The sequence below is a fragment of the Devosia sp. genome, assembly GCF_035944845.1.
In the GTDB taxonomy this organism is placed as follows: domain Bacteria; phylum Pseudomonadota; class Alphaproteobacteria; order Rhizobiales; family Devosiaceae; genus Devosia_A.
This window is the reverse complement of the sequence record NZ_DASZAW010000046.1, coordinates 1-21,519: the sequence shown is the minus strand read 5'-3', so window position 1 is coordinate 21,519 and position 21,519 is coordinate 1. Positions and strand designations below refer to the sequence as shown.

Genomic DNA, 21,519 nt, shown 5'->3' with positions numbered 1-21,519 from the left:
ATAAGCCCGCCCGTCTCGACCAGCCGCGGCAACGCGTGTTCGACCTCGCGGAGAGGTGGCAGAGTGGTCGATTGCACCGCACTCGAAATGCGGCATGGGGGCAACTCCATCGGGGGTTCAAATCCCTCCCTCTCCGCCATTCCTCCTGCATGATCAGTGCCTTAGGATGTTGCTAACCCCGCGCAGCATCGTCGCTTTTGCCCAGCGTTCCCAGCACTTTGGCGGAGGTCAGTAACCGCGGCCGGGAGCCGTAGCAACAAATCTCCCCAGTCCCTGCGGCACACACGGTTTGCTCAACCGTCTGTGCAATCGTCTGTCCGTTGTCGGGCGCCGGACTGGACTGTTGCTGCAGGTGGAGCGATGGTCCGGCCACAACAACGACGCCAGTTCCTCATGTCCCAGCATCGTGCTCTCACTGCCGCCCAGGTCTCTGCCCTCACGGCGGACGGCGTGCATTGGGTCGCACCCTCGTTGTACCTGCAGATCCGCGCGGGGCAGGGAACGCGAAGCTGGCTGTTCCGCTACAGCCGGGCCGGCGAGAACCAGTGGATGGGGCTTGGAGCGGTTGCAGACAAGTCACTGACCGAGGCTCGCGACGAAGCGGCCGTGCTGCGCGTACAGGTGCGCAAGGGCGGCGATCCCATGGCCGAGCGGGAGCAAGTGGCTACTGCGAGCAAGCCCCGCACCAAGGCCCCGACGTTCTCGGACTGCGCCGACAAGTACATCGAGGCCCATCGGGCCGGGTGGAAGAATGAAAAGCACATTGAACAATGGGAGAGCACACTCAGGACGTACGCCGGACCGGTCATCGGCAAGAAGCCGGTCGACCAGATCGTCGTCGAGGACGTGCTCAAGATCCTGAAGCCCATCTGGTCGACCAAGCCGGAAACCGCGAGCCGATTACGCGGGCGTATCGAGAAGGTGCTCGGCTGGGCCACGGCGATGAAGTTCCGCACCGGCGACAACCCCGCGACATGGCACGGCGCGCTCAGCCACCTGCTGCCGGCGATCTCCAAGGTGCAGAAGATTGAGCACCACAAGGCGGTGCCCTATACCGAGGTGCCGGCCCTGATGAAGCAGCTGATGTCCAATGACAGCATCAGTGCCAAGGCTCTCATCTTCACGATCCTGACCAGCGCCCGGACGGGCGAGACCATCGGGGCAACGTGGGACGAGATCGACCTCGGCAACAAGCTGTGGGTCATCCCCGCGGAACGAATGAAGGCCGGTCGCGAGCATCGTGTGCCACTGTGCCCGCGAGCCATCGACCTGCTCAAGAAGCTCCCCCGCGACACCAAGCATGTGTTCGCCAACCCGCGCACCGGCAGGGCGCTCAGCAATCTCGCCATGCTCATGCTGCTACGCGGTCTGCGCGACGACGGCGCCACCGTTCATGGCTTCCGGTCGTCTTTCTCAACCTGGGCGCGTGAGAAGACCGATTACCCGCGTGAGATCGTCGAGGCCTGCCTCGCTCATGCGTCTGGTGATGCGGTTGAGCTGGCCTATCTGCGGACCGACTTCCTCGATAAACGCCGGGACCTCATGGAGGCGTGGGAGAAGTTTTGTCGCGCGTAGGGTGGTGCTGGAGACGGCATCGCCTGGACATCAGGCGTAATATGTGGACTGACGCGTACTCACGCGAGTATTGCTTCTGAATCAGGTGCGCCGTTAGCGTGTTCTGACGGGCTGGGGGAATGAGCATGATCGTACAGATCAGCGAGCATCTTCGCGCTTCCGCTCCCGTAGCGTTGGCCCGTCTCGCCTACCACTATCCCGAGCTGAGCTTCGCCTTGGTCGACGAAGTGATCGAAGTCCTCGGCGAAAACTTCGACGAGGCTGTGATCCGTCGTGAGGTCAGCTACGCGCTCTACAGGCAACATCTATTCGTTCAATCCCTGCCGCTGCGCGCCGCGTTGCTTGCTACACTAAGTCACCCATGAACATATGGCCACTTAGGTTCCGCGAGTTAGCGGATGGGCGAGTTTTCCTTGCTGATGACGCGGGGACGTTCTTTCTGTCTGACCGATCATTCGTGGACCGTTACGGCGAAGATCGCTTGACCACCCGCGATCGCGATTTTCTGCTCGCGAACGGTCATGCCTTTGAAACCGAGAGCGAACCCGCCTACAACTCTTTTGCATGGCGCTGGTCGGCCCGGCAGGCAAAGGGAGGAAGGCTGCGCTACGTCATCCTCGTCCCGACGTTGCGGTGCAATTTGGCCTGCACCTATTGCCAGGTCTCAAGGGCCCCGGAAACAGCGCGGGGGTTCGACTGGACTCCAGAAGCCTTGGCGCAGGTTCTTGGATACCTGGAAGCGCTTAGCGGAAGCGAGATCAAGATTGAGTTCCAGGGCGGCGAGCCGCTGCTCCGCCTCGACCTGCTCAACGCCGTGCGTGACTTTTGCCGCGCTCGTTTCGCCAGAAGCGAGTTCGTCGTGTGCACCAATCTTCAAAGCATCGGTCCGGCTGAGCTCGATTTCCTGAGTGCGTCCGATACCTATGTCAGCACCTCGGTCGACGGGGTGCTTTCGGATCACGACCGTCACCGCACGCAGAATCCTGCCCTAGCCAAGCAGTTCTTTGAAAACCTTGGCGCTGTTCGGCGTGTTGCAGCTGGAAGGATCTCCGCACTCCCAACTATCGACCTGGATCAACCGCCGGACCTGGATGCGCTAATCCGGACTTACGAAGACCTAGGTCAGAACAGCATCTTCCTGCGGCCGGTGAACTATCAGGGCTTCGCGCGGCGCAGGCATCCCGCGGCCCGTGATGTCGGCCGCTGGAATCAGTTCCACGAGAACTTTGTCCGGAAAATCATCGAGCGAAACTACCAAACAGGCGGAAATCTCGGCGAGTACTACCTCACCCTGTGCCTGAAGCGGATGCTTGCGCCAGGTCACGACGGCCACGTCGATTTGCGGAACCCGGGACTGCTTGGCGACGACTACCTCGTCATCGATCAGGACGGCGTTCTCTATCCAACGGATGAGGCGCGCATGGTGTCGCGCATCGGCCTCGCTGATCTTTCAATCGGAACGGTCGCCCACGGTGTAGATCACCAGAGACTGGCTGCCCTCAACGGTGCGGCGTTCAATCACCTGGATCCCGACTGTGTTCATTGCCCGTATCAGCCCTTCTGCGGTGTGGATCCGGTCGACGACATCTCGCGGTACGGTCGACTTGATCTACCCAAGCACCTGACATGGTTCTGCGGCCGGCATCTGGCATTGTTTGATCTGGCGGCGCGATTGCTCTTTTCGCGCGACGAGATGGTCCAGCACTCGCTTCGCCAGTGGCTCGATTTGCCCGAAATCCCGATTGGCCTCGCGCCGGTGCACTATGATCCCACTGCGCCTACGCGTTAAGGCGACGGGGTGGAACGAGGAGCTGGCGGTCGTGCGGCTTCTCTCCGCCCCCGCTCCTTCCCCAACCATGCACGACGTCGTTCTCGTTGGCACCGAGGATGGAAAGCTGAGCTATGCGGCCGATGGCCGGCGCTTGGACGTCGCTAGTGACGACGCGCCGTCGCTCGACGGCAACATCGTGCTGCTCAGCCCGGCGCGGGGAACACTGCAACGCCTCATCCGACCGAACTCGGCACACAACACATTGCTCGTGACGGAGCGTTGCGACCAACTTTGCGTCATGTGTTCCCAACCGCCAAATACCGCGGAATGGAACCTCTTCGAGTTCTACCTCCAGGCGGTGCGCCTGGCCCCGAGAGACGCAGTCATCGGCATCTCAGGCGGTGAGCCCACCCTTCTGTTGGACGACCTGCTTAACTTCCTGTCGATTCTAGGCGAGGAACGCCCCGATCTACGCTTCCACGTTCTGACCAATGCCCAACACCTGACAGCCACAGACGTCGGACGGCTTCGTGCACTGCACCTTGATCGCATTGAATGGGGCGTCCCGGTCTACGCCAGTGCTGGGGGGGTGCATGACCGGATCGTCGGAAAGAGCGGTGCGTTCGAGCGTCTGCAACGCTCCTTGTCTTTTCTCGCGCGCGCCGGAGCGCGGATCGAGATCCGAACAGTCGTCACTACGATGAACTACCAAAGCCTGCCAGCGCTCGCATCGTATCTGGCCGTCAACGTGCCATTTGCTGAGACGTGGGCGCTGATGCAGCTTGAGAACATTGGCTACGGGCGGCTGAACTGGAACTCGCTGTTTATCGATACCGGCGAAGACTTCGGTCCGCTAGGCCGAGCCATTGCAATCGCGGCAGGTCGCGGCTTAGTTCCGCGCCTATACAACTTTCCGCTTTGCACGTTGCCCAAAGCCTACAGGAAGTTCAGTGTCGCCTCGATCAGCGACTGGAAGCAAAAATACCTACCGACGTGCTCGCAATGTAGTCTGCAATCCACTTGCGGCGGTTTCTTCCAATGGTATCCTGAAGACCGGGGTTTTGGGGGAGTGAAGCCAGAGTGAAATTTCGTCTGGCGTTATCGTCATTGTTTGCCTTTGGACTGTTGCCGCTGCCAAGCAGCGTGGCTGCAGTGCCAGAGCACACCAACGTGGAGCCGACGCCGCCAAAAGGATCGCTGTTTCAGATTTTTCGGTTGAAGCATCGTTACACACTGGCTGCACACGGATCGCACTCAAGTCATGGCTCTCACGGCAGTCATCGCTCGTCTTCTGGCGGCGGCATCGCGGTGCCTAACTACAGGCCCCCTGTCTATACTCCGCCAAGTCCATCGACGGTGATCGCTCCCCCGGTGACCTCGAACAGCACGCCGCCGGCGACGATCCTTCCCGAGTCACCGGCAACCGCACCAAAGATCCTGCCTGGCAACAGCGATAAGTTCTATCAGATCGCTTTCAAGGTGCAGCTGGCCCTGTCGCTCTACGGCTACTACACCGGCACGGTTGATGGCGTCATCGGCCCTCAGACGATCGCCGCGCTGAGCAAGTTCCAGAGCGAATGGAACTTGACCGTAACAGGCACGATCACCCCGGAGGTGCTTGATGCGATGGGCATTGTCGCTGAATAGGGGCCTGCTTGCCGCAGCTCTGATCGGCATCGGCGTAGTCGTCGGGCAACTCGTCCCTCCGCTGTGGAAGACGGCGGTCGTTGCCGTGGCCCAGCTGGGTTACGCCAAGGTCACGTACGCCTGTGACCGAGCCATGCGGGAGCACATGCTGGCCAAGTTCAAACTGGCCGAGCTGCCCAGCGAGGATGCCGTGGATGCACTCAAGTCGGCCGAACTTGGCCTGCTCGATTGCCAAGATTACGACATCCTCCGCAAGCAACTACTGATGTGGGGCCTCACCGAAAACGAACTCAGCCTCATGATGCTGAACGCCATCGAAACCGACGCCAAAACTCTGCAACAGGTGGTCGAGGCCCATGAAATACGCTTCTAGCGCGATCCTCCTCTTGACCCTGTTCGGTGGCATGGCGATCGGTGCCGACGGCCTGCGCGAAACCACACTCCGACAGGCTATCCGAGATGCTGGTTTGGTGCCGGTCGATCAGACCTGGCGACTGCCTGAGCCCGCCGTTGCAGCGGCAGGTAAGCTCCTGTTCGAGAGCAAGGAGCTTTCGCTCAGCCGGGAAACCTCGTGTCAGACCTGTCATCTCGATCGATTTGCTTCGGCGGACGGGTTACCGTTGGGCATCGGAACTGATGCAACTGGCGAGGGCAAGGAACGCCTCGCGGGGGGCGGTGATGTACTACCGCGGAACACCATGGCGCTCTGGGGCCGGGGCGGCGTCGGGTACGAAATCTTCTTCTGGGACGGCAGAGTTGAACCTGGGCCGGACGGCATCATTAGCCAGTTCGGTGCCGCGGTCACTTCCGACGACCCACTCGCCGTTGCTGCGCACCTGCCGATGGTTGAGATCCGGGAAATGGTGCCGAACGATGGTTCGGCCGATGTCCTGAAGACCGAGACCATAGACTCCGGCCAACACGTATACGACGAGATCGCGGCACGCGTGCGCAGTGATGTTGTCCTGTCCGAAGCGCTTACTCAAGCATTCGGGATCTCCAAAAGCGAGATCACGATCGAGCACGTCACCGACAGTCTCGCTGGCTTCATCCGCGATCGGTTTCGACTTCAGACTTCGCCGCTGCATAACTTCGCATTCGGCACTGGTAGTCTTTCGGCGGAGCAGGTCGCAGGTGGATTGCTCTTCTACGGTCGGGGGCGTTGCGTGAGCTGCCACAGCGGGCCCTACTTCACCGACTTTTCGTTCCATGCAATCCCCGCTCCGCAGCTTGGCAGCGGCCGCAATGGCTTTGGAGTCGACTATGGCCGGTTCAATGTCACGCATGTGAGCAGTGACATCTACAAGTTCCGCACGCCGCCTCTCTACAACGTTACCAAGACAGCGCCCTACTCTCACTCCGGTGCCCTACCGAGCCTCCCCGAGATGATCCGCGCCCATGTCGATCCCCTGTACCTGGTGGACAGCCGTTCCATGACCACGACGGAGCGGGGCCAGTTTTATCAGCGCATCGCCCAGTGGAGCGTCGAACCGATCTTCTCGCTCGAGTTGAGCGACGATGACATAAAGAGCCTCGTCGCCTTCTTGTCGTCGCTGGATTTTCCGCACGACGTTGCGCCTTGAGCGGCAGCGTTTATGGGCGCCGCGCACCACCACCGATGGCCCTTGATTTTCATTGGTGTCACCTTCGCTTTAATCGCCTTCGTCTATGTTCTAAGGCCAGGTCATGCGCTTGAAACGGCCCGTTCGCCCTACCTGATCGCGGCGACGGATTGCCTTGAAGCCAAGTCGGCAATGGCGGAGATCGAGGAGGCGGGGCTATCCGAAGATCTGTTCCGCTTGGCCTATCGAGCCGCACTGGTCCCGGCGATGGCATGTCTCGAGAAGTCGCGGATAGAGACGTGGCTCGTTCAGCAGGGCGTCGGCGAAGCCAGTTTATCCACGCTGTCGCTCGAAGCGCTGAGACAGTCACAAGCTACTCTCGAGTACATTGCTCGCGAGTTGGATGTGCAATGAGGCTCGCAGCAGCCCTGACCGTGATGCTGATCGTGTTGCTGGTCGCGTACGCCATGCTGCCAAGATGGCAAAGGGAAAGCAGCGATGCGGCGCTTGCACGGGCTGTCAGTGCCTACAATCTTCGTCCGCTGGCAACGAAGCCACTGATGGAAACGCCGAAGTTCGTTCTGGGGCGCGCGCTGTTCTTCGATCCGATCCTCAGCGGCGCCCGCAATATATCCTGCGCGACGTGCCACATGCTGACCGCAGGCAGTTCCGATGACCTGCCTCGTTCGATCGGGGCCGGCGGCGAAGGATCGGGCGCAGAGCGGACTGCGCGGCCCGACGGCTCGACAATGCGACGAAACGCCTTGGACCTCTGGAATAGGGATAACAACGAAGCGTCCGCATTCTTCTGGGACGGCCGGGTCGACGGAGTTGGTTCCGAGGGGGCAGCCTTCCGCACGCCAATGGGAGACGCACTGCCCTCCGGGATAGAAAACACCATGGCCGCGCAGGCGCTGTTTCCTCTGGTCGCGGCCGACGAGATGCTCGGTCGATCCGGCGACGTATCTCCCTCCGACCTGCCATCGCCTCACGCGCTTCAACTGAACGATCTCGCCCAGGCCAAAGCTGAGCGCGCCGCAAACGACGGTTTGGCGATGGCAGCCGTTCACGGCGCCATTTTGAATCGGCTGCTCGGTAACGCTGGCGCAGATAGCGCTCGGTGGCAGGAGACCTATCGTCAGCTGTTCAAGGCGGCTTACCCAGATGTTTCGCCGGAGACCTTCTCGATTGTACACGTTGCCAACGCGATCGCGCACTATGAGGAACTGGCCTTTGCAACGCGCGCTACGCCATGGGATCGCTACCTTGGGGGCGAACTCACTGCTCTCAGCGATCAGCAGAAGCGGGGTGCACTGATCTTTCTGGGAAAGGGCAGGTGTGCCGCCTGTCACAGCGGTCAGCTTCTCAGCGATTTTGGCTATCATAGTATCGGGGTGCCAACCGATCCGGCGGCCGAGCCTGACCTTGGACGGTTTGAGGTCACGGGGCGTCCGGAGGACCGTTTCAAGTTCCGGACACCTCCTTTGAGGAACGTAGCGTTATCCGGGCCCTATCTACATGACGGTTCAGCCACAAGCCTTGTGGACGTCGTGCGGCAACACCTGGATCCACATCGGTTTGCCTATGGATACAACGAAACCGGCGACCACCGAATGTCATCCGAAGAGATCATGGCCATTTCACCCTTGCTTACGTCTTCACCATCCGTAGACGGTGATGATCTGCGAGCGCTGGTGTCTTTCCTCGACGCCTTAACCGGTGATCCTTCGCCAAAGGAAGATCGAATTCTGATCCCCGCCACGGTTCCTAGTGGTATTCCGTTAAACTAGTGTCAGGCCGCGCTTGCACGCAATCATATCGGGTAACACTATGCACAGATGGTCAGCATCTTCGTCGGCGTCACGGATCAGGACTGGTTCGACCATCTCGCTCTTGCACGGCCGGATGAGGTAAACTTCTGGGCGCCAAGCGGGAAGGCAACATTCCGGGCCCTACAGCCAGGTGAGCTGTTCCTCTTCAAGCTGCATGCGCCTAGAAACTTCATCGTCGGTGGCGGCGTGTTCTCACACTCATCGAACGTCCCGCTGTCCCTTGCCTGGGAGGCGTTCGGATCGAAGAACGGCGTCTCCTCACTGGTCGAGATGCGCAGGCGCATCGCCAAGTATCGGAGGGATGACGCGCTGGTCGTCGATCGATCCGATCCGGTCATTGGATGCAGGATACTCACCTCGCCGTTCTTCTGGCCCCAGGAGCACTGGATCCCGATACCGGATAGCTGGGCATCCAACATCGTTGTGGGCCGTGGGTACGACACTGACGAGGCAGATGGCGCGCGCCTGTGGCGAGCCGTGCTCGACAGACCATCCGCCCTCGTGCCAGTCGATCGGCAATCCGACCTTGCGCGGTACGGCGCGCCAGTCCTGGTGAAGCCTCGGCTGGGGCAGGGTGCCTTCCGCATGCTCGTCACCGACGCCTACGACAGACGCTGCGCGGTCAGTGGCGAAAAGACTCTGCCGATCCTCGATGCGGCGCACATCCGATCCTATGCAGACGGCGGTGCCCACGAAGGCGCCAACGGCCTCCTGCTGCGCACCGACATCCACAAGCTGTTCGACCTCGGGTACGTCTCAGTCGACGAGGATAGGCGCTTCGTCGTAAGCCGGCGTCTGAAGCAGGATTTCGACAACGGCAAGCACTACTACGATCTGCATGGCACCGAACTCAGGGCGCCCAGGATGTTAGCGGCAGCTCCCGCCGCGGACGCGCTGACCTGGCATCGCGAAAGCAGGTACCTCGGATGATCGAAGCGCGCGACTTGGCCATTCGCCTTGCAGCCGCCGAGCATCTTCGCCGGATCGCTACCGCCGACACGCTAAGCAGCGAGCAACTTGCAGCGGGATTTTTGTTCGAGGGTGAACGTGTGCCGCTGGTCAATCCGCAACGCGGCATCTTCAAACCCAAGGCTATGGAGCACTTGCTCTCAGTGCGTACCGTGTTCCCGCGGAGCGGGGCGCGGGTTTGGTACGACGACCAGCGTGTCGTCCACGAGCAGGTGACCAACGGCAAGGAACTCGTTGACTACGCGTTCATGGGGGACAATCCGGACGCCGCTGACAATCGCTGGTTGCGCCGCGCTCACGAGGCCCAGGTCCCGATCCTCTACTTCCTCGGTGTTGCGCCCGGTCGGTACACAGCCATCTGGCCGACGTTCGTTGCAGAGTGGAGCGCCGCACAGCTGAGGGTGCGACTGGCATTTGGTCAGACGGTCCAGGAAGCCATCCCCGAGGCAGCCGAGCGCCGCTATGCGAGCCGGTTCGTGCAGCAGAGGCTGCATCAGGCGACTTTCCGAGAAGCCGTGCTCACGGCATACGGCGGTCGCTGTGCGATCACCCGCTTGCCCGAACCGCGGCTGCTGGATGCGGCGCATATCGTGGTGGATGGCGACGAGCGCATGGGACAGCCGATTGTTCCAAACGGGCTGCCGTTGTCGAAGATTCATCACGCGGCGTTCGACGCCAACCTGATTGGCATCGACGCGGACCACCACATCCACATCAGCGAGGCGCTTCTCTCGATCAACGACGGGCCGATGTTCGAATATGGGGTGAAGGCGCTGGCGGGCCGACAGATCCATCTACCGTCGCGCGCAGCCGACCACCCGAGCCGTGATAGGCTCGCACAGCGCTTCGAAGAGTTCCGACGGACTGGATGAAGATCAGTCGCGAGCGAGGTACCGCTCGATCATCCCTTCGGTGACGTCGGCCGCGTAGCAGATCGGTCGGGCACCACCTGCTCGTGACCAAGCGCTTCGCCCGCCACACCGTCGTCCAGCCCGGTCGCGGTTCTCCGGGCAAGGGCAATTGCCACTGTAGGACTGCATTGATTCCTGAATGATGTCGCGGATGATCGCCGAGCGACTTGGTCGCGCGACTGCCGCTTCCGTCGGCTTGAACGGCTGCACGACTGGCGCGGGTGGCGATGGCGACAGGAACTCGGCGCTAGCCCAAGCCGTCGCACCTGACGGCAACCGGAGAGTCGCCCAGCCGTCCTGAACCTGGGTAACAGTGACGCGATCGCCTCGAGCCAGCGTGCCCAACTTGGCGGCGTCCTTTCCTGGCGAAGCGCGGACGTTCAGTGTGGTGGCGGTGACGTAGGCGACGGCCGCAATTGGTGATGTTGTGGTCGGCGTTTCGTCGCCTGGCGGGGGCATTTCGATCGAGCTCGACGTCGAAGGCTCTGCTATGGCTGGTCCATGGGCACAACAAGACTTGGCGTGCTCGAGCGACCAGTGAACCACGCAATGATCACCGCAAGGATGATCAGCGTCCACAGTCCAGATCCCCCCCGCTCGTCGTCGCGCCACGTCGGCCTCCCCCAAGGCGCCGTGACTGACTGTATTGCGCGGTTCAATCTTCGTGAAGGCGTGATGAGTGAAGGTCGAAGCCAGTCACCTCCTCACCTCACCTCACCTCACCTCACCTCACCTCACCTGAATGAATTTTGGGCACATCACGAAGCCTGAGAATTGCCCGCTCAAACTACTCTGCCGCCATACTCGTGACCGCAATTGTTTCGATCTCAGCGACTGTCTGGAATTCTCCCAGGTATTCGTGTCGGTTCTGGGCGAGCCAGCGGACGACGCGCGCATTGCCAAGCAGCTTGGCGACATAGCCCTTGGCGAGTGTCAGATGCAGATTATCGATGCCGTAGGTCTCCTCAACCAGCTTGATCTGGCTCTGGAGACCAACGAGTTCTTTCTCCATTCGGGCGATCTGGTCGGAAATCCCTGCCGCATCCTTCGATTTTGATCTAGCGACGGGGACGAGCTGGGCTTCGGGGGTAGCCACCAGCAGGGCGCGCGCGAACACAGCGGTGAAGTTGGCCTGCCCAAGCATGAGTTCGGCAGCCTCGATCTGGCGCAGTGGAAGCATCTGCCGAAGAATGTCGAACACAATGAACGGCGCCGGTGCGCTGTGGAGCAGCTCGACCACCTCCGCGCAGATTCCATCCAACATTCTGGCCCGGCGACGAACCGATAGGGCATCCAGTCCAAGCGCCTCGGCGATCTGCGACTCGGGGACGCCGCGCTGCATGGCCCGGACGATCATTCTGTGCTCCTGCACCGGGACCAGGCGATTCACGCGCTTATTGTAGCTGTAGGTTTCGTCATCAGTGGAGACAAGGCACTCGACCTCATCAATGCCGATGTCCTTGAGGGCCTCAATCCGAAGATGGCCATCAAGCAGGAAGAACCGATCGTGATGTTTGGGGTCGCGGGCTACGACCGGCGCCTCGACGATGCCGATCGCCCGGATCGATCGAACGATCTGGACATACTTCTTGCTCTCCTTGATCCCGGGGCGAAGCGTCTTCAGCGGCACCAATTGTGACAGCGTGACCTTGATGCTCTCTCGCTCGAAGGCCAGTTTGACGAGATGGGGCTCGGTCATTGCACGGGCTCCCCGGCGATGCGTGCTGCCAGAGCGCGCGGCATGGTTGCAAGGTGCTCGTCATTGAGAATATCGGTAAAGCCCTGCTCGGCAAGGAGGTCCTTCATGGCCTCGACGATGAAAAGTAGTTTGGTCTGAGTGAAGTCGGACTTCTTGACCAGGATGCGCTGCTTCTCCGCTTCCCGTTGGTAGACCTTGAGCAGCTCCGCTGGCGTAGTACTGCGTCGTGCATTGTGGCGCGCAAACCCGCTGTCAGGCACCTTGCTGTTCCGCTTCTCGCGCTGTTCCAGCATGCGGCGGATGGCGGCGAGCTTCTTACCCTTGATCTTTCCATCCTGGTACGCGTCCATCAGCAGGTTCTGGATACTGGTCGAATCCGACCGGGCGATATCGATGGCGAAGCTGACCGGGATGAGGCCGGTCTCAACCGCTGCCACCAACCGTTCCTCGCCTTGATCGAGCAACTTGACCAGCATGTTCACGTAACTCTGGCTGATGCCGATCTTGTCGGCGATCTCTCGGTCGGAGTAGCCACGCTTGCTGAGATTGGCGATCTCCTGCATGAGATCGATCGGTCGATGTTTCCGGCGCGCGATGTTCTCGACCAGGCTCATGACCAGACAATCGTTCTCGGACGCGTCGATGACGACTGCTGGGATTTCCGTCGCGCCCAGCATCCTGAAGGCCTCGAGGCGGCCCTCTCCGCACACCAGGTCGAAGCGACTCCCATCGGACGTGGTTCGGCGGCTCACCGTGATCGGGCGCTTCAGGCCGATCGCATCGATGTTATCGACGATTTCCTGATGCTGTCGCTTGCTGCGAGCGCGAGGATTGATCGTGACGATCCTGTCGATGGAAACCATCGCGATCGTTTGAGGGTGCTGGATGGCCATCACGCTGCCTCCGCAAAATGGGTGGGACTGACAAACTCGTAGAACTCATCGAGGCTCTCGAACCGATACGCGTCGAGGGCGAGCCCGTTTTCCTCGGCCAGCCGCAGCTTGTCGCGTCGCAGGTCGATGCTGGGCAGAAGGTAATAGTCGAGGGGATCACGGTTGTTCGCGGCCATGCGGACGACAATCGAGACATCGGGGAGTAGGCCGGTGTCGAAACGCAGACGCCACCGATACGAGCCTGCCTGAGTCTGCTGGCACCTCGCGATGACAATCGCTGCGGTAAATTCGCCGTTGACCGAGATCAGGTCGTTCGTGGGATTTTGCTCGACGGTGGATCCCCAGGAACGCAGGGAACCGATGACGTCGGCGACGACCTCGGGGTGCATCGTCCGAAGCACTCGGTTGATCTCAATGTATCGGTAGTCGCGACGTGGCCGATAGCCCACTAGTCCATAGGCTCGGAGCAGACTTCCGAAGCGGGCACGGTATGCACTGCTCGAGGGCACACCCTCGGCCTCATCGATGGTGATGCCGGAAAGAACGCCATGCTGTTCGAACAGGGAGCGTAGGGCCTCGAGCATCTCGCTGTCGGTCAGTTTGATCGACCGAGCCCTGATGATGGTCTGCGCCGCATCGAACAGCGGGCGTTCGATGACGGCGGGAAAGACACCATCCGACCGGATCCACATTTCGGGCTCGTTCCGGACGCGCTTCTTCTTCAGCTTGAAGGACACCCGGTTCCAGACATTGTTACCGAGATACTTCTCGTTGATCAGGATCTGGTGCACCGTGCCCCGGGTCCATTGTCGGCCCAGATCGGTCAGCACCCCCTGAGCATTGAGCGCCTCGGCGATCTGAGCCTCGGCTTGGGCGTCGTGAACGAAGAGCCGGTAAATACGGCGAACGACGTCGATCTCGGCATCCGGGCCGAGGGTCAGCACGACGCGGTCGGTCTGCAGGCTCTTCTGCTCGCCCCGTGCCAGAACGGCCTTCTGATTGCCGCCTTGGTCGACAAGCATCCGGCGCAGCCCGAGTCCTGGCGGCCCACCCTGCCGGAAGCCCAGTTCGATCAGGCGACACTGACCGATGAAGACTTTCGAGGACAGCTCACGGCTATACTCGCCGGCCATAGCACGCTTGACCCCCTTCACGATCGTTGAGACGGGCGAGCCGTCGTTCTCGAACTGCTCGGCACAGTAGTGTACGGCGATGCCGGCGCGCTTGCAGATGTACTCGTAATAGGCGCTCTCGTCGGCGTCCTGGAACCGGCCCCAACGGCTAACGTCATAGACCAGGATAACCTCGAAGTCGGCGCCGCCGCTCTCGACGTCTGAGATGAGCGCTTTCAACGCATCGCGGCCATCGATGCGCAGGCCACTACGCCCCTCGTCGGCATAGGTCCTGACGATCTCGATGCCTCGGGCTGCAGCGTAGCTCCGAAGGATGTCGGCCTGGTTCTCCGTCGAGTACTGCTGGTGCTCAGTCGACATCCGCACATACTCGGCGGCACGAATCCCGGCCGCCTCGGGTTCGTCGCCCGTGCGATGCTCAGACCCAGCCGTCATGACGATTGTTTCCTTGGGACTTCGTCACACGACAGCCGGTCGGACGAACCCTTCAAACAACGACGTCGGAGTTTAGCTCAGGTTCACTCGGATGTTGTTGCCTGAATCGGGCAGGAAACTGCACCCACGAGGGGGGTCGCGTCATGAACACAGAGCACCATTTCAGCACAGTCATATCGGTCGCGCTGCACAATGAACTTGGCAACACGCGGCAAACGGTCAAGACCATCATGCAGTGGACCGGGGCCAGTGAGCGGACAGTCAAGAACTGGCTAGCGGCCACCCACAGTCCAAGCGGCGAGCACCTCGTTCATCTGGCAAGGCATTCCGACGAGATATTCGAGCTGATTCTGCTCATGGCCGAACGAAAGCCGGTTGTGACCACCGTCAGCCTGATCCGACTACGGGCGCACCTCGCCCAGACGATCGAACGGCTCGATCGACATATCGTTTAGGACCGCCACTTCATCACCCACACCTGCCCACGAGGGGCACTCGTGGGCAGCGCGTGGCCATTATTTTGGCGACATTAGTCAGACATTATGATCGCGGCGACGAAATATCGGCGCTCGCCAGCTTCGTTCTTCTCCGAGGCCACCTCGATGCCGAGACGGCGCTTCAACGCTCCGCTCAAGAATCCTCTGGCGCTATGCGGCTGCCAACCGGTCGCTTCGCAGATATCGGCGATCGAGGCGCCATCCTGACGCCGCAGCAATCCGAGGACGATGTCCTGCTTGGATTTCGGCTTTTCGATCGGCACGGTGGTTTTGTTGGTCTTGGTTTTGGCGGCCATGTGGCCCTCCTCGTCGGTTCGCCGGGCGGGGTTGCCTCGGTACTGACCAGAGCCCGGACTGATCTGCCGGGCGGGGAGGTGCCCTCGCCTCCCGCAAAGACAAACGCTCCGATTGCTGGTCTAGTCCAGACAGCACCACCAACAAGGGCGCGGTCGGATGCGATTCATGAGAACGCATCCTTAATCACAGCGCTAAGTAAATTTGAAATTGTTCCGCGCGATCCTTGCGGCCTGGTTCGCAGGGGGAGGGGCGTATGCAAGCAAACGATTACGGACGTGATCGGATACATAATCGTGACCTGGACGAGTTCATGGGTTTGTGTCGCGCACTTGCTGCGAAATCAGCATTGACCCAGCGAGATGCACGAACAATCGACCGATGGTTCTCTGCGCATCTACACCTGGAGGATGAGCCACTCCTCAACGACATCGTCGAATGCCTCGGCGAGGTGCTGACTACAGAGTTCTCGCGGGATGAGCTTGGCGATCTGCTCGAACTGGTTCGGGCGTTCGTCGGCGGCGATGATCCAAGAAAACCGATGCCAACATCGATGCCACTAGATTATCCGCCCCCCGTGCTTGAGTTCGTCGGGAAGCGGTACTGCCTGACAGGCGTCTTCCGCTATGGAACCCGCAGAGAGTGCGACCAAGCCACACGTCGGCTCGGGGCACAGACGGGCCCGATTGCTGCCTGCACTGACTTTCTGGTCATCGGTTCCGAGGTCAGCGAAAGCTGGCTTCACTCCAGCTTCGGTACGAAGATCCAGAGTGCCGTTCGATGGCGCGAGCAAGGCGCTTCCCAGGTAAAGATCGTAAGTGAGGATCACTGGAGAAGCTGCATCGACAAAGGCGCAAGGGAGCAGCCAATTGCGCGTCCGCTTGTAAGGGACAAGAACCGCACGCGCGTCATCCCGGAAATTGAAGAGCGCTCAACCGATACACGCGACCCGACTTGGATCGAGGCGATAGTTCGCGTTTTGGATGGGGCCGGTACCACCCTACATTACAAGTCGATCACCAGCGCCATCGTGAGGAATAGGATGCGTGTCCGGCTTGGACAAACGCCGGAGGCAACAGTTTCGGCCGTGCTTACGACAGCGTCAAAGCGCCCAGACGGTCTGATAGCCAAAGATAGTGCAAGGCCAGGATTCTATGGGCTACGCGAACGGTCGGCACAATGATCGGGTGGGATGCGAAGGCAGGATCGCTGTCTTGCGCGAGTTTGGCGGCAATTAGCGGGACAACGCCTTCGACGTTCGTTTTGGGAGATGATGTATGACCGCCGACCTTATCCAGAAGCTCTCCACGCTCCAGGTCGACGATGTCGAGGGCATTTCAGTGTTGCTCGAGCACAGGGTCGATATCGCCACGCTCAAGTACTACGACGCACCTGCCTTCGAGAAGCTCCGAGCGCACTGGAAGGCTCGTGGCGTCGAGCGGCTTCCGCAGCTCGACAAGGCGATCGACGGCATCGTGCGCGACGTTCTGAAGAAGGAGGCCCGTGCCACTCGCCAGGGCAGCGACGGCTTCCTGCGGGGTGCCGACGGCACGATCATCGGCAATCCGGACAACATCCGCACTGGCATCCAGAAGCTAGGCGTTACCCTGAGATACGACGCGTTCCGCGGCTGGCCTGTCATTACCGGTATGCCAGATGGGTTCGGTCCGTCCCTCGACGATGCCTCGCTGGATCGGCTGTGGCTTTGGCTCGGAGAGGAGTTCGCGTTCCAGCCGAGCCAGAGCCTGTTCCGCACCGTCGCATCCGACATGTGCATGCTCAACCAATTCCACCCGGTTCGCGACTATCTCGACCGACTGGAATGGGATGGCACGGAGCGGATTGACACTTGGCTTAGCACCTACTGTCACACTGACGATACGCCGTACACGCGAGCAGTCGGCGCATTGGTTCTGGTTGCCGCGGCACGCAGGGTCCGGGAGCCGGGCGCCAAATTCGACGAGATGTTGATCCTCGAGTCCGCTGAGCAAGGATTCTCAAAGTCGACTCTGATCGAGGCGATGGCCGTCAACGACGATTGGTACTCGGACTCCGTGCCGCTCAATGCCGATGACAAGACCATGATCGAGCGCAGCTCGGGCAAATGGATATGCGAGGTCGGCGAACTACAGGGCATGCGCAAAGGTGAGGTGGAGAAGATCCGCGCGCAGCTGTCGCGTCGCTATGACCGTGCGCGACTCGCCTATGCCCGCCTTCCCGTCGAGATACCACGCCAGAGCGTGCTCGTGGGCTCGACCAACGCCGACCGCAACGCGCCTTATCTCGCCGACATCAATGGTAACCGCCGCTTCTGGCCAGTGAATGTCGGGCGCTGCGACGTCGAGGCGTTCACCCGCGATCGCGATCAAATTTGGGCGGAAGCTGCCGCGCGCGAGGCCACTGGTACCAGCATCCGTCTGCCCGAGAACTTGTGGGCTGCGGCTCGCAAGGAACAGGGCGACCGTGCGATCGGCAACTCTTTCGAGGATGTACTCGGTCCGTATCTCGGTGACCTTGAGGGGCTGATCTGGGCGGACGATGCCTGGCGGCTGCTGCGCATTCCGGTCGAACGCCGCGACTCCCACGCCGGCAAGTTCGGCAGAGCCATGAAGGCACTGGGCTGGGAGCGGGCCAACCGTCGTCGGGGCGGCACCCAAGCCTGGGCGTACGTGAAGGGGGACGGTAAGCGGCGGCTTTTCGTGACCGAGGACCGCTTAGACCGAAGCCTCGACGTCGGCTATGCCGACGTTATCAGGGAAGTCGAGCCGAACAGCGAAAGCTGGTGACCTTCCAGGGGAGTGGGTTCGCCCCGAGGTGCATCCAGTGCATCCAGAGCGGATCGCTGACTGGATGCGGGCTCGATGCCGCCATCTGCTAAGCGTTCAGCCGAGTGCATCCAGTGCATCCAGTCTTTTCTCCTTACGAGAGAATCAGGAGAACAACGCTCAAGGTGTGCATAGTGCGAAGAACTGCAGCGTGCAGGGTGTTGGTGAACGCGGTCTGGATGCGGATGCAGTGAGCGGTTCGGCTTAGGATTGCCTGCCTTTCAGCGCATCCGGATCAGGGGCTCCCCTCTCCCCGTGGAAGGATATGCCGCCAATCTCAACGGGTCCTCCCGGACGTGGGTGCAATGAGGGGCAGCAGCAGCGCACTAGCGGAGCAGCTACCGATAATTTTATGAAACTACTACTCGTCTGGCCGCGGCGATCGACCCATCGCCTGGAAGTATGAGTATTTGTTCCCAACGGCGGTCAGCCGATCGGAGACGTTCCGCGCTGTCGACGTGGGCCGCAGACCCTTGGTTCACGGCCCTCTGCAAGTCGATTGGGGGTTACTCGCGAGATAGGCGTGTCATGCCGAGGAACACGCGCCTTCTGAGCATCCTTCGCCACACGTGGAAGTAACTTGCGCGATCGCCGGATCCCGAAATTTACAATAATTCTTGCGGGGCCGACGGCATTGAGGCCCAGGAGGAATGGGGTTAGTTTGTCGGCGCACACTACAGGGTCACGCTCATAGGGCTCGGTCCGATGCCCGCTTATGCGGCCCAGTGCAGGAGCCGGTCTGTAACCGCGCGGCACGTTCTGTTTCCAAGCTCTGCACAGCGCAGAGCGTGAAACGGGTGTGTCATGAGCCAACGACTTGTCCGACTGCGAGATGAAGCATCCGAGCGCCAACGGGGGCGGTGCTGCTACTGCGACATACCAATGCTGCGATCGGGGGGTGGTCCGAGGCGCTGCACAGCGGAGCACCTGAAGGCGCGGTGTGATGGCGGACTTGATACGTCCACGAATGTCGCTGCGGCCTGCTTCTTCTGCAATCGAGCGAGGCACCGGCCGAAGTGCCCGCTCAGTCCGCATGGCTTTCGTGCTTACGTGCAGAGGCGGCTCGCCGCGGGGAGGTGGAACTCGCACCTCTGGCCGCGTGAGGAATGGCTAGCTCGGGCGCAGCCCGATAGCTTCCCGCACCAGCCGGCTCACGACGTCATCGTCGCTTTCGCCCTGCAGTCTCGCATGGTCAATGGCGGCGGCCACCTCGTCGTCGACCGGGACTTCCCATAGTCCGTCCTCGCGCAGAGTGGCATCACTTCGTGCCAGCATACGCGGTCGAGCCTGGCCGAGGATCAGGCCGTGGGATTCCTCGCTGAGGATCAGTACGCGCATCTGGTCACCACGCTGTTCAAGCATGGGACCAAACCGGCTTGTTACTTCAGAGAAGTCCAGTTGCTATCGCTGAAGCGGCAATGGAATCCAGATTGCGGAATCCTCATCCCCCATCGCTACTGCGCGCCCCTCCAGAGCACAGATCCCCACCCAGGCGCACACCACGGCGTCCAACGAGTCCTCGAAGGCCTTCAGCATTTTCGCTGGTGCTGCTGGTTCGGGCAGGATCAAAGCGGCGGCTACGCCCCCGATCTCTGCGTCCAGCAGGCTGACTATGCTGCCCCACTGCTCGATGAGCCGCAGACGGCGATCCGGGACCGGTAGGTCGGGCCAATACCGACGTATCTTGCCTTGCTTGTATGGAAGGCGAACTGGCGCGCCCGAGAGCTCGATAAGGGCAGGGTGGGGATAGACTTCTATCAGCCCATCATGAACAAGACCGTGGGTACGAAGTGGATAGCCTTGAGAGTGGAAGCCGCTTCGCAGTTCTTCACTGATCGGTCCTGGTCGCAAGACATTGGGAGTGTGAGTGGACGCGTATCGTGCGCCGTAGGCCACAGATACTGCATCGTCGGAAGCCCGGCGTCCCACGATGGCCGAATGCGACAACGGGATATCGGCCGCCACCAGCGTGACAGGACGACCGGCGAGTTCCGCAGCTCGCGCGAGAAGCGCACTAGGATCGGAGATCGGTAGACCTTGGCGGGCGCCAAGAAAGTCGGCATACGACGACGCAACGGCAGAGATTTCCCATCGGCTGGAACGATTCACAACCAGTGCCACCCCGCTCGGCTGTCGCGCTGTCCACGCCGCGTCGATACCCAGAACTGACAGGAGGCCACCCGGCATCCCTGTCAGCCCTCTTTGGCGGCACGAGCGACGGCCTCTGCCTGGACAACGGTCGTCGTCAGCTCCGCATCCGACATGGCTTGCCCGGCCATCATCAACCGATCGATCAATCCGTTTCGAGCGGAAGGCGCATCGTCTTCACCCAACAGCCAGTTGGGCGACGTGCCAAGCGATTGTGCGATCCGCACGAGGGTCTCGAGGTCCGGCTCGCGGCGCCCAGTGACGTAATGGGCATAGCGTCGCTCCTCGAGGCCCGACCGCCTTGCGGCCTCCGCATTGGAGATTCCGAGCTGAGCAGCGCGCTCGCGCAGGCGCTGGGTGAAGATGTCCATGAGAACGTATTGTTCTCGATAGACGTCAAATTGAACACGTACGTTACGGACTTCGGAAGGAACATATTGTACCGTCACCCACACTGGAATGTGTGGAGTTCGAAATGATCCAGACCCGTGCCTTCGGCCGCAGAAACCGCCCCCAACTGGCCCGACCAGGCAAGCCGTCGACGCTGCAACAAGCGGAGCAGGGGGCGCCCGACACCGTGAGGCCAAGCCTGCTCCTCGACTGGGGCAAGTATGTAGCCGCCATCGTCCTCGTGCTCGTCGTGCTGGCGACGATCCGCAACGGCAGCGGGGACGCCGTGGTGCCGGCGACCGCCGAGGTCCGTCCCGCAGCGGCGGCAAAATGCGGCGCGACGCTGGCAGAGTTCTACAAGCTCGAAATCGGCATGCCCTATGCTGCAGCTCGCGACATCATTGGCTGCGAAGGTGAGATACTAAGTCAGGTCAGCCTTGGCGGGACGAATAGCGTGATGGTCAGCTGGGACGCCCAGACCGCCATGTTTGGAAGCATGAATGCGACCTTCCAGAACGGGCGACTCGTTTCCCGCGCCCAGTTCCGGCTGAAATGAGGCAGGTGACCAGCAGGTGACTTGCACTTCCAGCAACGGGCGAGAGACGGCCTCCCTCGGGGACAGGACAGCACCTGGCGTCTCGCAATGCGCAAAAGTCGCGTATTTCATGCGATAGTCAATTGCTGTGATGCTGCGCCGCTGCAACGCGAGGCAGGCGAGCAGGCGGTGCGGGTGCCACCAACGGGCGTAGGCATTTACGCTTATGGGTTTGCACGTAGCAGACTCAGGTGGGTCGAGCCGGGGCTTGCGGAAGCCGGGAAGCTTGCCGAGTTCACCGCAGACGAGCTGAGCGACTGGGTCAACCCCACCTCGAACAGCTTCGGCGGCAAGATCTACCAGCTCGCGACCAACAGTCAGACCATCCCGATGGTCTACTATC

The 21,519-nt window shown here is 61.0% G+C and carries 24 protein-coding genes, 1 tRNA gene and 1 pseudogene; 18 read left to right on the top strand and 8 right to left on the bottom strand.

Features of this window, described 5'->3' with window-relative positions:
- Positions 1 to 49 precede the first annotated feature (49 nt).
- From VGV07_RS07965 to VGV07_RS07910, 12 genes are all read left to right on the top strand, one after another.
- Positions 50 to 139 (top strand) — tRNA-Ser (locus VGV07_RS07965).
- A gap of 221 nt (positions 140 to 360) precedes the next feature.
- Positions 361 to 1,575 (top strand): tyrosine-type recombinase/integrase, encoded by a 1,215-nt coding sequence (locus tag VGV07_RS07960; RefSeq protein ID WP_326868163.1) that lies wholly within the window; start codon positions 361 to 363, stop codon positions 1,573 to 1,575.
- Between the two features lie 125 nt (positions 1,576 to 1,700).
- Entirely contained in the window at positions 1,701 to 1,940 is a 240-nt protein-coding gene (locus VGV07_RS07955) for a hypothetical protein (protein WP_326868162.1), read from the top strand.
- The gene (gene hxsB / locus VGV07_RS07950; protein ID WP_326868161.1) at positions 1,937 to 3,364 is read left to right on the top strand and encodes a His-Xaa-Ser system radical SAM maturase HxsB; all 1,428 of its coding nucleotides are present in this window, start codon (positions 1,937 to 1,939) and stop codon (positions 3,362 to 3,364) included. Before VGV07_RS07955 ends, hxsB begins: the two co-directional genes overlap by 4 nt.
- A 31-nt stretch (positions 3,365 to 3,395) precedes the next feature.
- Positions 3,396 to 4,430, top strand: a complete 1,035-nt coding sequence (gene hxsC / locus VGV07_RS07945; protein ID WP_326868160.1) for a His-Xaa-Ser system radical SAM maturase HxsC — start codon at positions 3,396 to 3,398, stop codon at positions 4,428 to 4,430.
- Positions 4,427 to 4,993 (top strand): His-Xaa-Ser repeat protein HxsA, encoded by a 567-nt coding sequence (gene hxsA / locus VGV07_RS07940; protein ID WP_326868159.1) that lies wholly within the window; start codon positions 4,427 to 4,429, stop codon positions 4,991 to 4,993. Before hxsC ends, hxsA begins: the two co-directional genes overlap by 4 nt.
- Positions 4,968 to 5,366 (top strand): TIGR03982 family His-Xaa-Ser system protein, encoded by a 399-nt coding sequence (locus VGV07_RS07935; RefSeq protein ID WP_326868158.1) that lies wholly within the window; start codon positions 4,968 to 4,970, stop codon positions 5,364 to 5,366. Before hxsA ends, VGV07_RS07935 begins: the two co-directional genes overlap by 26 nt.
- Positions 5,350 to 6,576, top strand: a complete 1,227-nt coding sequence (locus VGV07_RS07930) for a His-Xaa-Ser system-associated MauG-like protein (RefSeq protein ID WP_326868157.1) — start codon at positions 5,350 to 5,352, stop codon at positions 6,574 to 6,576. The genes VGV07_RS07935 and VGV07_RS07930 overlap by 17 nt, the downstream gene beginning before the upstream one ends.
- A 12-nt stretch (positions 6,577 to 6,588) precedes the next feature.
- Positions 6,589 to 6,969: a hypothetical protein gene (locus VGV07_RS07925; RefSeq protein ID WP_326868156.1), complete on the top strand. Its 381-nt coding sequence runs from the start codon at positions 6,589 to 6,591 to the stop codon at positions 6,967 to 6,969.
- Positions 6,966 to 8,345 carry a cytochrome-c peroxidase gene (locus tag VGV07_RS07920; RefSeq protein ID WP_326868155.1) on the top strand — a complete coding sequence of 460 codons (1,380 nt, stop codon included), beginning with the start codon at positions 6,966 to 6,968 and terminating at the stop codon, positions 8,343 to 8,345. Before VGV07_RS07925 ends, VGV07_RS07920 begins: the two co-directional genes overlap by 4 nt.
- Before the next feature lie 48 nt (positions 8,346 to 8,393).
- On the top strand, positions 8,394 to 9,317 hold the full coding sequence (locus VGV07_RS07915) for an HNH endonuclease (protein WP_326868154.1): 924 nt from the start codon (positions 8,394 to 8,396) through the stop codon (positions 9,315 to 9,317).
- The gene (locus VGV07_RS07910; RefSeq protein ID WP_326868153.1) at positions 9,314 to 10,228 is read left to right on the top strand and encodes an HNH endonuclease; all 915 of its coding nucleotides are present in this window, start codon (positions 9,314 to 9,316) and stop codon (positions 10,226 to 10,228) included. The genes VGV07_RS07915 and VGV07_RS07910 overlap by 4 nt, the downstream gene beginning before the upstream one ends.
- 3 nt (positions 10,229 to 10,231) lie before the next feature.
- Here VGV07_RS07910 and VGV07_RS27375 read toward each other — a convergent pair whose 3' ends face one another.
- The 4 genes from VGV07_RS27375 to VGV07_RS07895 all read right to left on the bottom strand — a co-directional run bounded on the left by VGV07_RS27375 (position 10,232) and on the right by VGV07_RS07895 (position 14,427).
- Complete coding sequence (locus VGV07_RS27375) at positions 10,232 to 10,726, bottom strand: SH3 domain-containing protein (protein WP_414649922.1); 495 nt, start codon at positions 10,724 to 10,726, stop codon at positions 10,232 to 10,234.
- Positions 10,727 to 11,054: 328 nt separating this feature from the next.
- Positions 11,055 to 11,966 carry a plasmid partitioning protein RepB C-terminal domain-containing protein gene (locus tag VGV07_RS07905; protein WP_326868152.1) on the bottom strand — a complete coding sequence of 304 codons (912 nt, stop codon included), beginning with the start codon at positions 11,964 to 11,966 and terminating at the stop codon, positions 11,055 to 11,057.
- Positions 11,963 to 12,859: a plasmid partitioning protein RepB C-terminal domain-containing protein gene (locus VGV07_RS07900; RefSeq protein WP_326868151.1), complete on the bottom strand. Its 897-nt coding sequence runs from the start codon at positions 12,857 to 12,859 to the stop codon at positions 11,963 to 11,965. The genes VGV07_RS07905 and VGV07_RS07900 overlap by 4 nt, the downstream gene beginning before the upstream one ends.
- Positions 12,859 to 14,427, bottom strand: a complete 1,569-nt coding sequence (locus VGV07_RS07895; RefSeq protein ID WP_326868150.1) for a recombinase family protein — start codon at positions 14,425 to 14,427, stop codon at positions 12,859 to 12,861. Before VGV07_RS07895 ends, VGV07_RS07900 begins: the two co-directional genes overlap by 1 nt.
- A gap of 143 nt (positions 14,428 to 14,570) precedes the next feature.
- Here VGV07_RS07895 and VGV07_RS07890 point away from each other — a divergent pair, with 143 nt between their 5' ends.
- Entirely contained in the window at positions 14,571 to 14,882 is a 312-nt protein-coding gene (locus VGV07_RS07890) for a hypothetical protein (protein WP_326868149.1), read from the top strand.
- 74 nt (positions 14,883 to 14,956) lie between these two features.
- Here VGV07_RS07890 and VGV07_RS07885 read toward each other — a convergent pair whose 3' ends face one another.
- Positions 14,957 to 15,220, bottom strand: a complete 264-nt coding sequence (locus VGV07_RS07885; protein ID WP_326868148.1) for a DUF3489 domain-containing protein — start codon at positions 15,218 to 15,220, stop codon at positions 14,957 to 14,959.
- A gap of 254 nt (positions 15,221 to 15,474) precedes the next feature.
- On the opposite strand from VGV07_RS07885, the gene VGV07_RS07880 reads away from it, so the two are divergent.
- From VGV07_RS07880 to VGV07_RS27370, 3 genes and pseudogenes are all read left to right on the top strand, one after another.
- On the top strand, positions 15,475 to 16,401 hold the full coding sequence (locus tag VGV07_RS07880) for an HTH domain-containing protein (protein ID WP_326868147.1): 927 nt from the start codon (positions 15,475 to 15,477) through the stop codon (positions 16,399 to 16,401).
- 94 nt (positions 16,402 to 16,495) lie between these two features.
- Complete coding sequence (locus tag VGV07_RS07875) at positions 16,496 to 18,004, top strand: virulence-associated E family protein (RefSeq protein WP_326868146.1); 1,509 nt, start codon at positions 16,496 to 16,498, stop codon at positions 18,002 to 18,004.
- A gap of 843 nt (positions 18,005 to 18,847) precedes the next feature.
- A pseudogene (locus tag VGV07_RS27370) lies at positions 18,848 to 19,042 on the top strand (HNH endonuclease); the annotation flags it as partial.
- A gap of 111 nt (positions 19,043 to 19,153) precedes the next feature.
- Here the strand turns inward: VGV07_RS27370 and VGV07_RS07870 are convergent.
- The 3 genes from VGV07_RS07870 to VGV07_RS07860 all read right to left on the bottom strand — a co-directional run bounded on the left by VGV07_RS07870 (position 19,154) and on the right by VGV07_RS07860 (position 20,562).
- Positions 19,154 to 19,381 carry a hypothetical protein gene (locus tag VGV07_RS07870; RefSeq protein ID WP_326868145.1) on the bottom strand — a complete coding sequence of 76 codons (228 nt, stop codon included), beginning with the start codon at positions 19,379 to 19,381 and terminating at the stop codon, positions 19,154 to 19,156.
- Between the two features lie 63 nt (positions 19,382 to 19,444).
- A complete protein-coding gene (locus VGV07_RS07865; RefSeq protein WP_326868144.1) occupies positions 19,445 to 20,230 on the bottom strand; it encodes a DUF429 domain-containing protein in 786 nt (261 codons plus the stop codon).
- 5 nt (positions 20,231 to 20,235) lie between these two features.
- Positions 20,236 to 20,562 (bottom strand): helix-turn-helix transcriptional regulator, encoded by a 327-nt coding sequence (locus VGV07_RS07860; protein ID WP_326868143.1) that lies wholly within the window; start codon positions 20,560 to 20,562, stop codon positions 20,236 to 20,238.
- Between the two features lie 104 nt (positions 20,563 to 20,666).
- Between VGV07_RS07860 and VGV07_RS07855 the strand changes: the two genes are divergently transcribed.
- Positions 20,667 to 21,137 (top strand): hypothetical protein, encoded by a 471-nt coding sequence (locus tag VGV07_RS07855; RefSeq protein WP_326868142.1) that lies wholly within the window; start codon positions 20,667 to 20,669, stop codon positions 21,135 to 21,137.
- A gap of 87 nt (positions 21,138 to 21,224) precedes the next feature.
- On the top strand, positions 21,225 to 21,519 hold a 295-nt coding region (locus VGV07_RS07850), incomplete at its 3' end, for a hypothetical protein (protein ID WP_326868141.1).